The sequence below is a fragment of the Agarivorans aestuarii genome, from assembly GCF_019670125.1.
GTDB classification, from domain to species: Bacteria; Pseudomonadota; Gammaproteobacteria; order Enterobacterales; family Celerinatantimonadaceae; genus Agarivorans; species Agarivorans aestuarii.
Genome location: NZ_AP023033.1, coordinates 380,422 through 397,692, shown reverse-complemented (window position 1 = coordinate 397,692; position 17,271 = coordinate 380,422). Strand labels below are relative to the sequence as shown.

The following is a 17,271-nucleotide window of genomic DNA, read 5'->3' as shown; positions in this document are numbered from 1 at the left end:
TTAAAGAAATGTAAATATATTGTTGAGATTTTTATGGATAAACACGAAAGATGTGATGCTAACGACAAAAGCCCAAATCAGGCTGATTTGGGCTTAAAAAAGGCGGAACTTATTGCTATGTAAGGCTTACATCCAATCGGCAGTGCGAATAATGCCTACCGCTAAACCTTCAATTTCGATGCTTTGATATTCTAAATCAACTTCAATAGTAGAGAGTTCTTCATTCTCTGGATGCAGGTAAACCATTTTACCGTCGCGCTCAAAACGCTTAACCGTAACATCGTCTTCTAAACGCGCCACCACCACTTGGCCGTTGTGAACATCATTGGTTTTATGCACAGCCAGTAAATCACCATCCATTATGCCAATATCCTTCATGCTCATACCTTGCACCCGCAGCAAATAATCTGCATGCGGGTTAAACAGATTAGCATCTACCGCATAGTGCGACTCTACATGCTCTTGCGCCAAAATAGGCTCACCGGCAGCCACTTGGCCAATTAAAGGTAAACCCGGCTCTGCTTCCTCGGCCGCAGACTCATTGGCACTGGCGGGCAAGTACGCTTCACTTAAACGGATACCACGCGAAGCCCCCGGGATCATCTCAATAGCGCCCTTTTTAGCTAAAGCACGTAAGTGCTCTTCAGCCGCATTAGCTGAGCGAAAGCCCAACTCCTTGGCAATTTCTGCGCGAGTTGGCGGCATTCCGGTATCGGAAATATGGCGGCGAATAAGTTCAAAGACTTCGGTTTGACGAGGTGTTAAGGGCTTCATAATTTACCTGTAGGTTTATACAGCGCACTGTTAGTATATACAGCATAGATAATGAAGCAAGGCTTTATCTAAATCAGTGACTTATTTGTAGGATTCAGTTTCATTGGAATTCTTTCCGCTACTTTGAAACTACACCCGATATTTCGTGACACCAGTCACAAATAGATAGAATTCAGGATAAAAGAAAGATACGAAGAGTAAAGCTAACTCGCTATTGGACAAAACCGTTTCACACACTCTATAGCCAAGACCATGCTTTTCAATCCCATCATCTTCGCCGAGTAGCGCAAATGAACAAGGGAGCAGAGTTGAAGTCTGTTTGAGCGTAGCGAGTTACTTCAACTCCCTTGCGAATGCGCAACGGAGGATCTAAGAAGATGCAGGGCGAGTTTTCTTTTTGCTTCGTTTTTCTTTGCTCGTCAAAGAAAAATGACGTCGCCGCAGGCGAAAGCCTTTACTCTATAGTTAACACATAATGGGGCAAAACCTTGTTAGCCTATCGACTGGTATAACAAATCTCTGGACAAAAACTGAGTTAGAAAGGTTTTTTATAGCGCTACTTTTAACCGTAAAACATGACGCGAAAACATACGAAAAATTGAAATTTTCCGCTCGAACACGAACCAACTTTAAGCTGCTGAAATTAAAAGTGAAAACCCAAAAACATTCGCACCAGCTTTAAAATTTATTTCACTATTAAGTGAATTTCTAACACTAAATTTCGGTACTAAGCGGAATTTTTAGCGTTTTTGAGTTTGCTTAAACGGAAAACTAAACATGAACCCGCGTAATAACTACAACCGATTTTATAAATAATTTCACTCTTAAGCGGTCCTTACATATTTGATGTTTGTAATTTCTCCGGCCCCAAAGGTTGGTGCTTAGGTTGTGGACGGCCTCGCAAAGAGTGTCAAACGTGGAAGACCATGAAACCCTATGATGCCAATAAACTTCAGAAAAGCCTTGAAAAAAGAATGGTGTAAATTAAGGCTGAGGTTAAAGATAACGACTGAATAAAGCCACTTACATCTAATATAATGGCGATGTCATATCTCTCCATTTTTTTGTACTCCTTCAGACTAAATCGGGTACTTCAATTTGCAAATAAGCGAGTTAAAAACTAGCTTAAGGTAGTTAGACTTGGGAAAAGTTTATCGGAGGATCCGCTTGGAAGCTCGTTGCAAACTAAAAGGCCTGCGTGTGCAGACCCATATTATAAGTAACTAAATCAGATTACTTATTTGCTGGGCATGATGCCTTTACTGGGGTCGATGTTATCATCGGCGAGTTGGCTGCTTGGTGCATAGTGACGAACCAATACATTCCACTCTTGCCCTTCTTTAAGCCCGGTTAACGGAATGTTGTTTGCGCCGTATTTGTCTTCATCACAACCAAAATACACGCTGTAACTACCATCTGCATTTGGCTTAGCTACACCGCTGTTGGTGCTTGCGTCGTCATTAAACATAAAGCCATCATCGTTATAAACGGTGAATGACCAAAACCCTTTATTCTTAGGATCTTCAAAGGTCACCGAGTGACATTCGGTTGATTCAAAGTTAGCCGAGTACTGATATACATTGTCTTTAAAGGTGGCGCCGCCCCAGCCGTAAGCAGCCCCTTGAATTCGCTTTTCTGCAATAGTGTAATCATTAGTGCCAAACATTTTTTCTGAATCGCCAACGCCTTGTGCTGCTATCTCTTCTAGTATGCCTTTTTTCACCGGCTCTAATTTGGCTGCTAAAGTCGCTAAATCGTAGCCCGCAAAGATTGGGTAATCATCGCTAGAGGCAGCATCAATTACTAGCTTATCTTGCAACTTGTTAAGCTCTGCAATCTCTTGTTGATCGTGAATATTCGGTAAATACGCTCGCACCATAGCAAACATAAACTTGGTTGAATTTGGTACTTCTAGGGTTTCGTTGCCTTGGGTATATACCATATCGAAGGTTTGATGATTTTCATCAGTAAACTGCACCATAACAAAACGCTCACCGAAGTCAGGAAGGGTAATACTGGCTCCCTTCTCGGTATCTACAACCGCTGTTGAGTAGATCGTGTCACGGTTCATTCGAACAATAGGTTGATCTTCGGTTAACGGTGGTACACGAAAATGCCGCCAAGAATTTACACCATCCGTTGCTTTAGCTTCGGTTACTGCAAAATATTTAGATGTTTCAGCCACAATATAATTATCGCGAGTTACCTCTATTTGAGCCTTAGCAATGCTCAAATACTCAAAGTGGCTAAGGCAAGGGGGGCAACTATAAATTTGTTCATCATGTATGTTCTCTCAATGTTTGATAATAACTACAACTAAAACGTTTATTGCTTAAATTAGGCGTGTCGAACACTTTTTAAAATGCGCGTATGAAGCAAATGGTATTGCTCCTCTCGGTCCAAAATGATCATTTTGCGACTGGTCACTAAGATACGGTTTATATTTGCCGCTTTCATGCCAAGACTTAAGTGCTTGCTAGCCTTAAGAGTAGTTCATAAGCAGTGGGATGAATAAAGCCTATGCTGCTGCGTTTTTACAATCCACTTTAGCGCTAAAATGCCCTCCAGATGTTACTAGCCTTAAACGACTTCATAGAGCTTTGAACTTTTTCATTGAGCATGCTTAAAGGTAGAGCTAGCTTAATCAACATGAACAAATTTCATTATTTTGATATCGAATTTGAATTAGACTCACCATGATAGTTCGAACAGCTCACAGTGGTGGTATAAGAAGTTATGGGTAAACATGTAGTAGTGCTAGATGGTGGCATGGGCCGAGAGCTTAAAAGAATGGGCGCACCTTTTTCACAACCTTTATGGAGTGCTCAAGCACTGATTGAATCCCCTGCTTTAGTGCGCCAAGCCCATCAAAACTTTATTGATGCCGGCGCCGAGATAATTACCGTAAACAGCTACGCTTGTGTGCCTTTTCATCTAGGCCAAGAGCTATTTCAGCGCCAGGGTGCAATGCTTGCGCAACAAGCGGCTGAGATTGCAAACTCTGTAGCGAGAGATGCCCTTAGCAATACCCACCGCACCATTATTGTTGCCGGCGCTATCCCACCAGTATTAGGCAGTTACCGACCAGACTTGTTTGAGCCAAAACAAGCAATGAGTATTCTCGACGCCTTGGTAAGCGCCCAAGAACCCTATGTAGATATTTGGATTGCCGAAACCATTTCTAGCATCGAAGAGTTTACAGCTATTCAGCGCGCTCTTAAAAACAGCAACAAGAAAAAGTATTACTCCTTCACGCTGCAAGATGCTCCCGATGAACAGGTAAAACTTAGGTCTGGCGAGTTAGTCACAGAGGCAGTAAAACAAGTATGTGATGCTGGCGCAGACGGAATACTGTTTAACTGCTCTATTCCCGAGGTAATGGCAGAGGCGATTAAACAGACTAAAGTGCTAAGTGAAAAGCTTGGAAAAGCGCTAGAAATTGGTGCCTACGCCAATAGCTTTGGTCCAATTAAAGCGGGCCACAAAGCCAATAGCTCATTAAATCAAACTAAGGGTTTGTCGGCTGAAGAGTACCTGGAGTTTGTAAAGCAGTGGCAGCGACTTGGCGCCACTATCATAGGCGGTTGTTGTGGTATTCATCCAGAACACCTTCAAGCAATTAGCCACTGGAAACACGCTAAGAATAAAACGGCTTCGTAGCCGAACCCCATTCAAGTAATTAGTCTTGCTTAGCGCATTAGCAATAATGCACGCTTATTCAACCAAGAACCCGTTCTTGGTTGAATAACACAAGCTTAAACGCGAGCGCGGCTTAGCACATAATTTACAATATCTTGATTGTTATGAATCTCGCTAATTGCAGGAATCACCTCGGTCAAAGCACCTTGTTTTAAGGCTTGTTCTGCTTGTTGGTATATCTCAACTGCGCGTTCTGCCACCGCTTCCATTGGATCAATAAAATTTAAGTTAGGGAAGGCTTGCTCTAGTTGCTTTCTTACCAGAGGAAGCTCGGTACAACCTAATATAATTGTGTTTACCCCTTTTGCTACCAATGGTTCAATGGCTTTTGCTAGCAACTCAGCATTACGGTCAAACTCACCTGATTTAATGCCATTAGCTTGTCGCAGAGCTTGCCCAGCCGCACTTTTTTCACCGGTTACTTCCCCGTAAATAGCACTGTGAACATAATGCTCCTGGTCATAGGCTTGTGGTTTTACAAACACCAAATTTGCCTGCTCTAAGTAACGGTCATAAATACCAGAGTTATAGGTGCCGTTAGTACATAGGATGCCAACTATCGATTCTGGATCCTTATCTTTGATAAGCTGGGTGGTGGTTTGCAGCATATCGAGCAAGTACACTGGGCTATGCTTTTGCACTTCATCTCTAAAGTAGTGCGCTGTGTTACAAGTCATCACCGCAAATTGCACTCCGCAGTTTGCTAGCAACTTGGCTGACTTACTTAGCTCAGGAGCTGGGTCTTTCCCCCCTTCGTTAATCGCTTCTGAGCGATCTGGAATGTCTGAGTTTTTAACCACAATCATCGCCATGTGATCTTGGTCTTTTAATGCACCATGCTGCATTTCTGTTTTAGCCACGATATCTTGGAACAGAGCATCAGCTTCTGGTCCCATATTGCCAATAACGCCAAATCGAATGTCTTTCATCATTACCTCAAGTTCATAAATGAGGCATGAGCTTATGGCTGAGGGAGAATATTGGTGAATCAGCTTTGATGGATCAAACCCTCGGATCCTAGACAATAGGCCAACACTAAAGAGCTAAAAAGGGCTTGTTTAAGCCGCAGGAAAACGAGCAGGAAGAGAAAGCTAAGCGTTGTTGAGCTGTACGAAATATTTGCTTAGAAGAGTAATAAATCGTTTCTTTAGTACGATCAAAATCAAATAATTCATACTTTAAGACAAATTTAAGCTACTGCCCAATTGCTTAAAAAGTGACTGAGGTATATGCTTAGGCCCAATTAATAATACAATATGATTTACTGGAGTTGAATATGACAAAACCTGTCATCGGTTTCATCGGCCTTGGCCTTATGGGCGGCAACATGGTTGAAAACCTGCAAAAGCGCGGTTACCAACTAAATGTGATGGACTTAAACAAAGAGGCTGTTGCTACTTGTGTTGCTCGTGGTGCTAAAGAAGCTAGCTCAGCAAAAGAACTTGCCGCTGCAAGTGACATTGTAATGCTTTGTTTAACCACTTCTGCAGTAGTTGAAAAACTTATCTACGCTGACGACGGCATTTTAGCTGGTATTAAAGAAGGCGCGGTATTAGTAGATTTTGGTACTTCTATCCCAGCCTCTACCCGTAAGATTGGTGAAGACCTAGCCGCTAAAGGCGCAGGTATGATTGACGCACCATTAGGTCGTACTCCTGCTCACGCTAAAGATGGTTTGCTAAACATTATGGCAGCTGGCGATATCGATACCTTTAACAAAGTTAAACCGGTATTAGACGAGCAAGGTGAAAATGTATTCCACCTAGGTGCTCTTGGCGCTGGCCATACCACTAAGTTAGTAAATAACTTTATGGGCATGACTACCGTTGTTGCTATGTCGCAAGCTTTCGCTGTTGCCGACCGCGCTGGTGTAAACCGCCAACAATTGTTCGACATTATGTCTGCAGGCCCATCTAACTCACCATTCATGCAGTTTTGTAAAAACTACGCTGTAGATGATGTAAGTGACTTAGGTTTCTCTATTGCTAACGCAAACAAAGACCTTGGCTACTTCCTAGAAATGGTTAAAGACTTAGGTACTGAGTCTAAAATCGCTGAAGGTTCTTCTGCTAACTTAGCCGCTGCACTAGATGCAGGCCTAGGCAACGGCAATGTACCAGAGATTTTCGATTACTTTCTTAAACTAGAAAAGTAACTCGAGCTCTTAATGACAAGGGTGTAACAGTTAAGCTGTTGCACCCTTGTTTGTTTTAAAGCCAGCATTTCTCCAGGCTAACATTAATACAATACAGGCAAACAAGCCCGCCGAAAGTGGCTCATTAACCCGCGTGGCCTCCGCCACAATCAACACCGGATTAATGTCTATCCAATAGTAATCTTCATCGCCTTGTACCAAGGGGCTATTAAAAATACGCGTCACTTCATCTTCGGTAATAAGGGTTTGTCTATTCAAAGACGGATTCATCAAAAATGCACCGCTCATATGCGGTAAGCCTAAATTATGGCCAAGCTCATGAGCCAATAACTCTCCACCGTAAGATCCTGCAGCATAGGAAGACTCAACCACAAAATCGTTCCCAAAGTACTCACCACAACCAACAATCCCCGTAAGCACAAAGCTGCCACAGGCGCTAATAGTGTCGATGAAATAGAAGTTAACTACATTGGCTGGGCCAACGTGCTGATTAAATAGCTGGGTGACTTCTGCGCTAGTGGTTATATCAAGCAGTTCAGGAAACACTAATTCGCTGGCCGTACCAATACGAATATCGATGATATTTTGGCCAAAGCTAGCTTGCGAATATATTTCATCCAATGCCGCTTCATTGGTGGTAATAAAGGCCGCCTGTACCATTGATGAAATAAATAACAACAGGGCGAATACTGAGCTTTTTGTAGACAGGGTCATAACACATTCCTTAGCGTGGTAAGCCTAATGAAAACCTTGAGCAACATATTAATAACAATAGCATCCACAACTAAATAAACTAATTTATGCAGCAAGAATAACCTACCCAGAGTAACTCTTGAGCTTTATTTCAGTTATTTATCTAGATTCTGAATTATTTAAGATATTGCATCAAATCAAAGCCAAATTTAGATAAGTCTGCTACCCTATGCCCTGTATCAATTCACCACTATAAGCTCTTGAGATGTTACATTTACCCTCTCCAGTTTTAGCCGTTTTGCGAGCAATAATTGGCTTTTTTACTCGCGGAAAATTTGTCCCAGACAATCCCATCACTGAGTTCAATTTAGATTTAACTCAGCCGATTATTTACGTGATTCCAAGCAACTCCTTGGCCGATGTACTAACCCTACAGTTAGCCTGTAAAGAACTTGGCTTACCCGATCCCTTTGAACCGGTAATGTTTGCTGGCGAAGCGCATAAACGGGTAGCTTTTTTAGTTGATGGCAATGGCGAAACCCTAGAGCAAACCATTGAGCAATTCACCTCCGCCTTGGCCATTCACCGCAGTGACGAAAGCCACAACGCGCAGTTGGTGCCAGTTAAGTTATTTTGGGACCGTTACCCAGGGCGCGAAAGCGTGGATGACTTAATGGGAGGCAAGCCAGAACGCCCAGCTGGGGTGTTAAAGAAAACCTGGCAGGTTATCTTTAAAGGCCGCGAAAACTTAGTCCGTTTTAGTCCACCGGTATCACTTAAAGACATGGCGCAACGCCAAGGCTCCGACAAACGTATCGGCCACAAACTGGCACGTGTAGCTCGGATTCACTTTAGCCGCATGCAAATGATCGCAACCGGCCCTAAACTACCTAACCGTCGCCACATGTTTGAGCAGCTACTGGCTTCGGCAACCATTCGTGAAGCGATTAATGAAGAAGCAAAAGCCAAGAACATCGACAAGGCTGCTGCTCGTCAAGCCGCCTTAAAATACTTAGAAGAAATTGCTGCCGACTTCTCTTATCGTAACTTACGCATGGCCGACGCGGTACTCAGTTGGGTTTGGAACAAAATCTATTCAGGCATTGAAGTAAACCACGCAGAAAAAGTGCGTAAACTGGCCCAAGAAGGCCATGAGATAGTTTACGCACCTTGTCACCGCAGCCACATGGATTACTTACTGCTGTCTTATGTTTTATACCACCAAGGCATGGTGCCGCCGCACATTGCAGCGGGAGTAAACTTAAACTTCTGGCCTGCCGGTCCGTTCTTTCGCCGCTCTGGCGCGTTTTTTATTCGCCGCAGCTTTAAAGGTAACAAACTCTACTCCACCGTATTTAGAGAGTACTTAGGGCAGCTATTCAGCCGCGGTTATTCGGTAGAGTACTTTACCGAGGGCGGTCGCAGCCGTACTGGGCGTTTATTGCCACCTAAAACCGGCATGTTAGCCATGACCGTGCAAGCCATGCTAAAAGGCTTAGAGCGCCCGGTAACCATTGTCCCCGTGTACTTTGGTTACGAACACGTAATGGAAGTAGGCACATACTACAAAGAGCTAAAAGGCAAATCTAAAGATAAAGAGTCGTTATTTTCACTGTTTGGCATGCTGCGTAAATTGCGCAACTTTGGCCACGGCTATGTAAACTTTGGCGAGCCGATTAACGTAAACCAAAGCTTAAACAAACTAGCGCCGGAGTGGCGAGAACATCCAGAAGAAGGTTTAAAACCCAACTGGTTGGTGCCTACGGTTAACGATATTTCCAACCAATTAATGGTGAATATTAACAGCGCCGCTGCGGTAAATGGTTTGTGTTTAAGCGCCACTATTTTATTGGCTGCCGAGAACCGAGCCCTGCCGCGCAAGCAACTGGTTAAGCAGATAAGTTTATATACATCTTTAATCGAAAACGTGCCTTATAGTGACCACGTAACGCTACCGGAAGAGGATGCAGAAACGCTGTTGGATCAGGCTATTAGCCTCGATAAGTTTGAAATTCGCAGCGACTACCTAGGCGAAATTATTGGCCTAGATGAAAAACAGCAGGTACTGCTTAACTTTTATCGCAATAACATTATCCACTTACTGATTATTCCAGCCTTTATCGCCACTGCGTTATTGCAACATCGTAGCCTGTGTCGTAGCCAATTGGTCGCCTTACTTGAGCAGCTTTATCCTTTGCTAAAAGGTGAATTGTTCCTGCGTTATCAAGTAAGTGACATGAGCGATCTGGCTGACCGCTACTTAGAAGAATTTGCCGCACTAAAACTAATTAGTGATCAAGGCGATTGCTTTAACATTGACAGCCAACGTCGTGGACGTTTGTTGCTGCTAGCTCAAGTGGCTCAAGAAAGCTTGCACCGCTACGCCATTGTTGCAGCGTTGCTAGCCAAGCGCCCTCACCTAGAGCGTGCAGAGTTAGAACAGCAAGCATTGGCCGGCGCACAACGTTTAGCGCAGTTGCACAATATCGACGCGCCGGAATATTACGACAAGCGCATTACCACTAACTTACTCTCACTAATCCGCGAGCAGGGCTTAAGTGACAGTCAATCGGCAGAGGGTTTGTTCAAACAACTCTCGCCATTGCTGGCCGATGGGGTGTACCAATCGATCAGTGAATTGTTAGATTTAGAAGCTTAAGCCGCACTAATAGCCAGCCATGCATAATGGCTGGCTATGCCTATAAACACCGCCAAACCTACATAGTTGTTGTTTAAAAAAGCTCGGAAACACGCTTCTCGCTCACGATACCTAATCAATTTTTGCTGATAGACAAACAATACCGCTGCAGCGAGCAAACCAAGATCAAAGATAAAACCTAATTGCTTCACATGACCTAAAAGCGCCAAGCACAGCAAACTGGCAGCCTGTAACAGCGCCACAATGAGTTTATCGAAACGGCCAAATAAGATGGCGGTAGACTTAATACCCACTTTTAAATCGTCGTCACGATCAACCATTGCGTACTTAGTATCGTAGGCCACCGTCCAACACACATTAGCCACTAATAGCAACCACGCCTCGGCAGGCACTGTGCTGGTTTGCGCCGCGTAAGCCATGGGAATACACCAACTAAAAGCCAAGCCAAGAAACAACTGCGGTAGATGGGTATAGCGTTTCATAAACGGATAAATTGCCGCCAATACAAGGGCTGCAAAAGATAGCAAAATAGTAAGGGTGTTTTGACTTAGTACCAACAGAAACGACAACACCACCAAACCAAAAAATAAGGTGAGCGCTTCACGCTCGCTGACCACTCCAGTGGCCAACGGACGCTGAGCAGTGCGTTTCACATGGGCATCCACTTTACGATCGGCAAAATCGTTGATCACACAGCCAGCCGAGCGCATAAAAAACACCCCTAATACAAACACCAGCAAAATAGAAAAATCAGGCAATCCTTCGGCGGCTAACCAAAGTGCCCACAAAGCCGGCCACAGTAATAATAAAGTGCCAATGGGTTTGTCCGCCCGCATTAATTGCCAATAGGGTTTTGCGTTAGCTAGCTGCAACACCACTTTCTCCTTGATAGGCAATACAAGATGGCAAAAAAATCTCAGAAACCAACAATGGTGCCGAGGCTAATAAGAAACGTGAACGTCGCCCCCACAAAGGCTGCGGGTCTTTAACATGCTGATAAATTGCCGAGCTTTGGTCAATTTGAGCTAACTCTAAAGTTTGTCGTTGGCCTTTATCAGTAAACAATAACTCACCTAGAGGCTTATTTGCGAGACGGCTCACCTCGACGGCATCGCCTTCTAAGGAGCTTTTAGGTATCACACTACGCGCAAATACCCACGGCTCGCCATCACAGCATAGCAGTACTTCACGCACCCAATAGGGGCCAGCGCAGGCCAAGGTCTTAAGCTCATGATTGGCTATCTCGGCGTAACCCTCAAACAACACTTGAATAGAGAACTGCTGGCAATGTAGGCGTAAGCGCGCGGTTAACGAACCTGGGTACTCTAGCCAGTCACGCAGGTGTGGCGCTGTCATGCTTATTTGTTGGGGTAATTGCCAGTTGCCATCGGCCCCGCAAGGCTGCTGTTGATTTGGTTTCACGCGATCACATTGCAAAGAATTAGACTGGCATTATCCAGTAAACAGCGGCTTAAAGTAAACTCTACTTTGCGCCAATAACTAGCGAATTTACCCACATTTATCAGCATAATGAGTGGGGTTAACCTAAGTGGTTAGGCTGCTTTGCTAACAAGTCTTGTATTATTTTCCATCACCAGCTTGACCTAGTGCCCACTAACAGAAACAATAAAGCTAGGACTACCAAGGAAATACACCGTCGCATGAAATTTGTTCACAGCTTGCTGTTATGTTGCAGCTTATTCTTCTCCTCGCTGGCCTACAGCCAAGAAGCAGGAACCTCTAGTTATGCATATTTTGGCTTCGAACCCGATATCATTACTAACTACATTAGCACCGGCAAAAAGCTTGGTTACGTGCGCATTACCGCTGAAGTAATGGTAGAGAGCCAAAGTGCTTTAAGCAGCATTGAGCATCACGCACCACTTATTCGCGACGCGATTATTGAAATACTGGGTCACCAACGCGAAGAAGACATTAAGTCCTTAAAAGGCCGCGAAGAGATTCGCGTCTTATGCCAAGAAGCCGTTAACGATTTATTGGTACAAGAAACCGGTAAAAAACTCGTGAGCAAATTACTGTTCACTAAGTACTTGTACCAATAAAGCTATTCGATAGATAAAACCAAAAAAGCCCATCAATGATGGGCTTTTTGCTTATTAAACGCTGCTTTTAGTTTGGCTGCTGTTTATCGAAAAACTTATCGAGAAGAGCCTGAGAACAACCAACAAATAGGCCAAATAAGTGGGCCAAGTTAGCAGTAGATGGCCCTACTACATCCATAAAGCCAATCACTAGCCACACCAACATAAAGCCGACAATAGCCGGGCTAAGCTGTAAGCCTGCTTGTGGGCGTAACCAGCCGGTAAACCAACAATATCCCAGTAAGGCGTAAACTACCCCCGACAAACCGCCAAAGTAGGGGCCAGTTGCCAGCAGTTGTGCCACATTAGGTATCACCGCAGCCACAAGTGTAATCAGCAATAATTTAGAGCTACCCAGCTGGCGTTCAATTTCGCCCCCCAACTGCCACCACCACAAGCCGTTAAAGACAATATGGATCACCGAGAAGTGCAGAAAGATAGGTGTTATCACTCGCCAAAACTGATCTGAGGCTAACATACTCAACTGTGGTGTAATGGTAAGGTTGAGCATCAAATAACGCTCAAAACCAATGTTCATAAACAAATAAACCACGGCGGAAATCAGCAAAACAGCCAAAGTAACCGGGCCAGCATGTGCAAAAAAAGCACTTTTAACTAGGCCCTTTCCACCATAAGAGAATTTAGCTTTACGGCTATCCGCCACAGTCCAAGAGGCTGCTAAGTACTTTTCATCATTGGGGTTTTCGATAAACTGCTTGAGCTCGTATTCAGCCTTCTCTAAGTGTTGCTCATCCATTAAGAAAACCGCCACACCCTGATCAGCCGGTGCGAGTTGGCACTCAATCTTGAGCACTGCCATATAATCTACAAAAGCTTGGGCGACCCGAGGGTTACCCATTACGATTAGTTGCTTCACTCAGCATCACCCGATTCAAAAGGAGCCACTAGGCGCCAGGCCTCAAAGCCACCCTGCAGGCTATAAACTTCTTCAAAGCCTTGGTGAATTAGATATTGTGCAGCACCTTGGCTAGAAATCCCGTGGTAACACATAACAATAAGCGGAGTATCAAACTCGGTTTCCGAAATAAGCTGATTTAAACTGCCGTCGCTTAAATGAAAGGCATTAACGGGGTGTGCTTGAGAAAAAGACTGCGGATCACGCATATCTAGCAATACCGCGCCTTCTGAAGCGAGCTTTTGCTGAGCGCCATTTACATCAATTTGTTCGAACTGTTCCATCATCTTTTTCTTCGCTGTCATTTTTATTTCACTTTAACTGGTTTAAGGGCAAAGAAAAAGCCACAAACCATAAGGAAATGGCTCAGTTTAGAGATAAAAAAAGCAAGCCGAAGCTTGCTTAGATTAGGTATAGAAAGGTGCTTAAGCGCCGAGGTAGGCTTTACGCACATCCTCGTTAACCAAGAGGTTATCGCCGGTGTCTTCCAATACAATACGGCCGTTTTCAAGCACGTAACCACGGTCTGCTAAACGCAATGCTTGGTTAGCATTTTGTTCTACCAAAAATACCGTCATGCCACGTTGGCGCAATTGCTCAACAATATCAAAAATCTGCTGAATGATAATCGGCGCTAAACCTAAGGAAGGCTCATCTAATAGCAGCAAACGAGGGTTACTCATTAATGCTCGGCCAATGGCTAACATTTGTTGCTCACCACCAGACATAGTGCCGGCACGCTGACTAACCCGCTCGAGCAAACGCGGGAACAAGCTATAAACTTCTTCGATGCGCTCTGCTGTCTGTTCTTTGGTCGCAAAAAACGCGCCCATGTGCAGGTTTTCTTCTACGGTTAAACGCGAGAAAATCCGGCGGCCTTCTGGCACCACAGCAATGTCGCCACGCATAATGTCGTGAGTTTGACTATTGGTGATGTCTTTACCGTCAAACAAAACTTGGCCACTGCTAGCACGCGGATCGCCACACAAGGTCATTAACAAGGTGGTTTTACCTGCGCCATTTGCGCCAATTAAACTCACAATCTCGCCTTGGTCCACCTTGACACTTACATCGTGCAGAGCTTGAATTGGGCCGTAGTGGGTTGAAACATTTTTTAACTCTAACATTGTTATTTTCTACCTCAGCCTAAAACTCGCCCAAGTAGGCTTTAATCACCTCGGGGTTATTGCGAATTTCTTCTGGCGTACCGTTGGCTAAAGGACAGCCTTGATTAACCACGTAAATACGATCTGATATGCCCATCACCAACTTCATGTCGTGCTCAATCAGCAATACCGATACATTTTCATTGTCACGCAAGTCCATAATCAAGCGATCTAGATCGTCGGTTTCCTTAGGGTTTAAACCAGCGGCAGGCTCATCAAGCATCAAAATTTCTGGACGCGTTACCATGCAACGGGCAATCTCTAAGCGGCGCTGCTGACCATAAGCCAAATTGCCGGCTTTGCGATTGGCAAACTCTTTGAGATCAACCTTCTCAAGCCAATATTCAGCAAAGGCTAAGGCATCGGCTTCACTTTTCTTAAAGCTTGGCGTTTTTAACAAACCCGCTAAAAAGTTGGTATTAAGGTGGCGATGCTGTGCTACTAATAAGTTTTCTACCACGCTCATATCTTTAAATAAACGAACGTGTTGGAAGGTACGCACCACGCCTTTACGGGCAATTTGATGACCCGCTAAACCTTGTAGCGCTTCACCGCGATAAAGAATTTGTCCGGCAGTTGGTTTGTAAAAACCGGTTAAGCAGTTAAATACCGTGGTTTTACCTGCCCCATTTGGGCCAATAACCGATACCACTTCTTTTTCGTTTAGCTGAAGGGCAACATTGTTTACCGCCAATAAGCCACCAAAACGCATGGTAAGGCCATTTACATCTAATAAAGTACTCATGCCTTGGCCTCCTCTTTTAACTCAATATGAGGACGAGACATTGGCAATAAGCCCTGTGGTCGCCAAACCATCATAAATACCATCATCAAACCAAACATCAACATGCGGTATTCGTTAAATTCACGCGCCATCTCTGGCAGTACCGTCATAATAATTGCTGCTAGTACTACACCAATTTGCGAGCCCATACCGCCCAGCACCACAATCGCCAATATAATTGCCGATTCAATGAAGGTGAAAGACTCGGGGCTAATAAAGCCTTGGCGAGCCGCAAAAAAGCTTCCGGCAAAGCCAGCAAACGCAGCACCAATAGTAAAGGCACTCAGTTTAACCACGGTAGGATTTAAGCCTAATGAGCGACAGGCAATTTCGTCCTCGCGAAGTGCTTCCCATGCGCGGCCAATTGGCATTCTTAATAAACGGTTAATCACAATCACCGTTAGCACTACCAGTAATAGAGCCATTAAATACAAGAAAATCACTTTGTATTGGGAGTTGTAACTAATGCCAAAAAAGTTATGGAAGGTATCAAACCCCTCGCCTTTCAAACGGCGGTTAAACTCCAAACCAAACAAGGTAGGTTTAGGAATACCACTGATCCCATTTGGGCCGCCGGTAAGATGAGTTAAGTTGTTCAGCATCAGACGGATGATTTCACCAAAACCCAAAGTCACAATGGCGAGGTAGTCGCCGCGCAGGCGCAATACAGGGAATCCCAGCAAGAAACCAAATAGAGCGGCCATACCACCGGCAATAGGCAAGCAAATCCAAAAACCAAAGCCGTCGGCACTTAGCAGCGCATAGGTATAAGCACCCACTGCGTAGAAGCCTACGTAACCTAAATCCAGTAAGCCGGCTAAGCCAACCACCACGTTAAGGCCTAAACCTAGCATCACGTAAATAAGGGTTAGCGTGGCCAAATCCACTGAGCCACGGCTTACCATAAAGGGCCAAATAATTGCGCCAGCTAAGGCAAAAGACACCAGCAAGCGATAAGCCTTTGGGTTTTGCTCAGGACTAGGCAGTTTAAAGTTAAAACCCTTGCTTGGGGCTTTTGCGACTTTCTTCTTAAATAACAGCGGATGAAGTAACTGGCTAACAAATACTGCCGCCATGCCAATGAATAACCATTTCAAATGACCTTCATCGGCCAAAGCCAAATTTAAACCACTGCTGCTTGGCTCCATACGAATGCCCAATAGCCAGCCGGCCAACAGCATAAAAGTGATGGTAGAAATTAATGCACCAGAGAGATTGAGCTTACTCATACTTTCTCAACCTCCGGCTTACCGAGTAAACCTGTCGGCATAAATAGCAATACAAAACAGAGCAAACCAAACGACACTACATCTTTGTATTCGGTACTAAAGTAACCTGCGGTAATTGCCTCTGTAATGCCTAACAACAAACCACCTACCACTGCACCAGGAATAGAACCAATGCCGCCCAATACCGCTGCAGTAAAGGCTTTTAAGCCTGCCATAAAGCCAATGTAAGGGTTGATTACACCGTAATAAATACCCAATAGCACACCCGCTACTGCCGCCAATGCAGCACCAATCACAAAGGTGAGAGAGATAACTTTATTGGTATCGATACCCAATAAGTTAGCCATGCCTATGTCTTCAGAACAAGCGCGACAGGCACGTCCCATGCGCGAGTGAGTAATGAAGGTGGTTAGTGCAATCATGGTGACAAAGGTCACTACAAAAATAACTAACTGCATGTAGGAAATAGTTAGGTTAAAGCCGTCTTCTGGACCAAATGTCCAACCACCAGTAATTAAACTGGGCATGGCAATGTCTCGGCTGCCCTGCGACAGTCGCACCAAGTTCTGCAAGAAGATAGACATACCAATGGCCGAAATGAGCGCAATTAGGCGATTACCGCCGCGCACTGGCCGATAGGCGATCTTTTCAATGGTCCAGCCATAGGCGCTGGTAATAATGATGCTTATTGCAAACGCACCAAATAACAAAATAGGTAAGGAATCTAGGCCCATTAAGGCCAATGCAGCTAACACGATAAACGCGACGTAACTACCGATCATATACACTTCACCATGAGCGAAGTTAATCATGCCGATAATGCCGTACACCATGGTGTAACCAATGGCGATAAGTGCGTAGGTGCTACCAATGGTTAAACCATTAACTAGCTGCTGAAAGAAATAGAAAAATTGCTCAGACATAACTGCCCCAATCTAGTGGCCTACGCCACCTATACCGGCAAGTAAGTGTATTCAGTGTTGCGGCCCAAACCGCTGATAACCTTGTTACCCAGCTGACTTATCTTGTTTGGTATATTTAGTGTCTTAAAAACAGAAACACCGACTAACTTATCGTTAGCCGGTGTGGTATTA

The 17,271-nt window shown here is 44.5% G+C and carries 17 protein-coding genes; 5 read left to right on the top strand and 12 right to left on the bottom strand.

Going from position 1 to position 17,271, the window contains the following annotated elements:
• Window positions 1–126: 126 nt before the first annotated feature.
• Window positions 127–774, bottom strand: coding sequence for a transcriptional repressor LexA (gene lexA / locus K5609_RS01865; RefSeq protein ID WP_163134017.1), 648 nt, complete (start codon window positions 772–774; stop codon window positions 127–129).
• An 812-nt stretch (window positions 775–1,586) separates the two neighbouring features.
• Here lexA and K5609_RS01860 point away from each other — a divergent pair.
• Window positions 1,587–1,757: a DUF1289 domain-containing protein gene (locus K5609_RS01860; protein ID WP_343212511.1), complete on the top strand. Its 171-nt coding sequence runs from the start codon at window positions 1,587–1,589 to the stop codon at window positions 1,755–1,757.
• A gap of 254 nt (window positions 1,758–2,011) precedes the next feature.
• On the opposite strand, the gene K5609_RS01855 is transcribed toward K5609_RS01860, so the two are convergent.
• Window positions 2,012–3,007 (bottom strand): DUF1254 domain-containing protein, encoded by a 996-nt coding sequence (locus tag K5609_RS01855; RefSeq protein ID WP_221075730.1) that lies wholly within the window; start codon window positions 3,005–3,007, stop codon window positions 2,012–2,014.
• 503 nt (window positions 3,008–3,510) lie between these two features.
• Between K5609_RS01855 and K5609_RS01850 the strand changes: the two genes are divergently transcribed.
• Complete coding sequence (locus K5609_RS01850; protein ID WP_221075729.1) at window positions 3,511–4,434, top strand: homocysteine S-methyltransferase family protein; 924 nt, start codon at window positions 3,511–3,513, stop codon at window positions 4,432–4,434.
• Between the two features lie 95 nt (window positions 4,435–4,529).
• Here K5609_RS01850 and K5609_RS01845 read toward each other — a convergent pair whose 3' ends face one another.
• A complete protein-coding gene (locus tag K5609_RS01845; RefSeq protein ID WP_221075728.1) occupies window positions 4,530–5,405 on the bottom strand; it encodes an aspartate/glutamate racemase family protein in 876 nt (291 codons plus the stop codon).
• A 344-nt stretch (window positions 5,406–5,749) separates the two neighbouring features.
• Here K5609_RS01845 and K5609_RS01840 point away from each other — a divergent pair, with 344 nt between their 5' ends.
• Window positions 5,750–6,628: an NAD(P)-dependent oxidoreductase gene (locus tag K5609_RS01840; protein ID WP_221075727.1), complete on the top strand. Its 879-nt coding sequence runs from the start codon at window positions 5,750–5,752 to the stop codon at window positions 6,626–6,628.
• A 30-nt stretch (window positions 6,629–6,658) separates the two neighbouring features.
• Here the strand turns inward: K5609_RS01840 and K5609_RS01835 are convergent, their stop codons facing one another.
• Entirely contained in the window at window positions 6,659–7,342 is a 684-nt protein-coding gene (locus K5609_RS01835) for a hypothetical protein (protein WP_221075726.1), read from the bottom strand.
• A gap of 244 nt (window positions 7,343–7,586) precedes the next feature.
• Between K5609_RS01835 and plsB the strand changes: the two genes are divergently transcribed.
• Window positions 7,587–9,980, top strand: a complete 2,394-nt coding sequence (gene plsB / locus K5609_RS01830; protein ID WP_221075725.1) for a glycerol-3-phosphate 1-O-acyltransferase PlsB — start codon at window positions 7,587–7,589, stop codon at window positions 9,978–9,980.
• Here plsB and ubiA read toward each other — a convergent pair.
• Both ubiA and K5609_RS01820 read right to left on the bottom strand, forming a co-directional pair.
• Window positions 9,977–10,852, bottom strand: a complete 876-nt coding sequence (ubiA, locus tag K5609_RS01825) for a 4-hydroxybenzoate octaprenyltransferase (protein WP_221077187.1) — start codon at window positions 10,850–10,852, stop codon at window positions 9,977–9,979. The genes plsB and ubiA overlap by 4 nt on opposite strands.
• A complete protein-coding gene (locus K5609_RS01820) occupies window positions 10,839–11,402 on the bottom strand; it encodes a chorismate--pyruvate lyase family protein (protein ID WP_221075724.1) in 564 nt (187 codons plus the stop codon). Before K5609_RS01820 ends, ubiA begins: the two co-directional genes overlap by 14 nt.
• 239 nt (window positions 11,403–11,641) lie before the next feature.
• Between K5609_RS01820 and K5609_RS01815 the strand changes: the two genes are divergently transcribed.
• The gene (locus K5609_RS01815) at window positions 11,642–12,043 is read left to right on the top strand and encodes a flagellar basal body-associated protein FliL (protein WP_221075723.1); all 402 of its coding nucleotides are present in this window, start codon (window positions 11,642–11,644) and stop codon (window positions 12,041–12,043) included.
• A gap of 67 nt (window positions 12,044–12,110) precedes the next feature.
• On the opposite strand, the gene glpG is transcribed toward K5609_RS01815, so the two are convergent.
• From glpG to livH, 6 genes are all read right to left on the bottom strand, one after another.
• On the bottom strand, window positions 12,111–12,959 hold the full coding sequence (gene glpG, locus K5609_RS01810; protein ID WP_246611933.1) for a rhomboid family intramembrane serine protease GlpG: 849 nt from the start codon (window positions 12,957–12,959) through the stop codon (window positions 12,111–12,113).
• A complete protein-coding gene (gene glpE, locus K5609_RS01805; RefSeq protein WP_221077185.1) occupies window positions 12,956–13,282 on the bottom strand; it encodes a thiosulfate sulfurtransferase GlpE in 327 nt (108 codons plus the stop codon). Before glpE ends, glpG begins: the two co-directional genes overlap by 4 nt.
• A gap of 141 nt (window positions 13,283–13,423) precedes the next feature.
• Window positions 13,424–14,125, bottom strand: a complete 702-nt coding sequence (locus tag K5609_RS01800; RefSeq protein ID WP_163134005.1) for an ATP-binding cassette domain-containing protein — start codon at window positions 14,123–14,125, stop codon at window positions 13,424–13,426.
• A 19-nt stretch (window positions 14,126–14,144) separates the two neighbouring features.
• Window positions 14,145–14,909, bottom strand: a complete 765-nt coding sequence (livG, locus tag K5609_RS01795; protein ID WP_221075722.1) for a high-affinity branched-chain amino acid ABC transporter ATP-binding protein LivG — start codon at window positions 14,907–14,909, stop codon at window positions 14,145–14,147.
• Window positions 14,906–16,177: a high-affinity branched-chain amino acid ABC transporter permease LivM gene (locus tag K5609_RS01790; protein WP_221075721.1), complete on the bottom strand. Its 1,272-nt coding sequence runs from the start codon at window positions 16,175–16,177 to the stop codon at window positions 14,906–14,908. The genes livG and K5609_RS01790 overlap by 4 nt, the downstream gene beginning before the upstream one ends.
• Complete coding sequence (gene livH, locus K5609_RS01785) at window positions 16,174–17,100, bottom strand: high-affinity branched-chain amino acid ABC transporter permease LivH (protein WP_016399757.1); 927 nt, start codon at window positions 17,098–17,100, stop codon at window positions 16,174–16,176. Before livH ends, K5609_RS01790 begins: the two co-directional genes overlap by 4 nt.
• Window positions 17,101–17,271 lie beyond the last annotated feature (171 nt).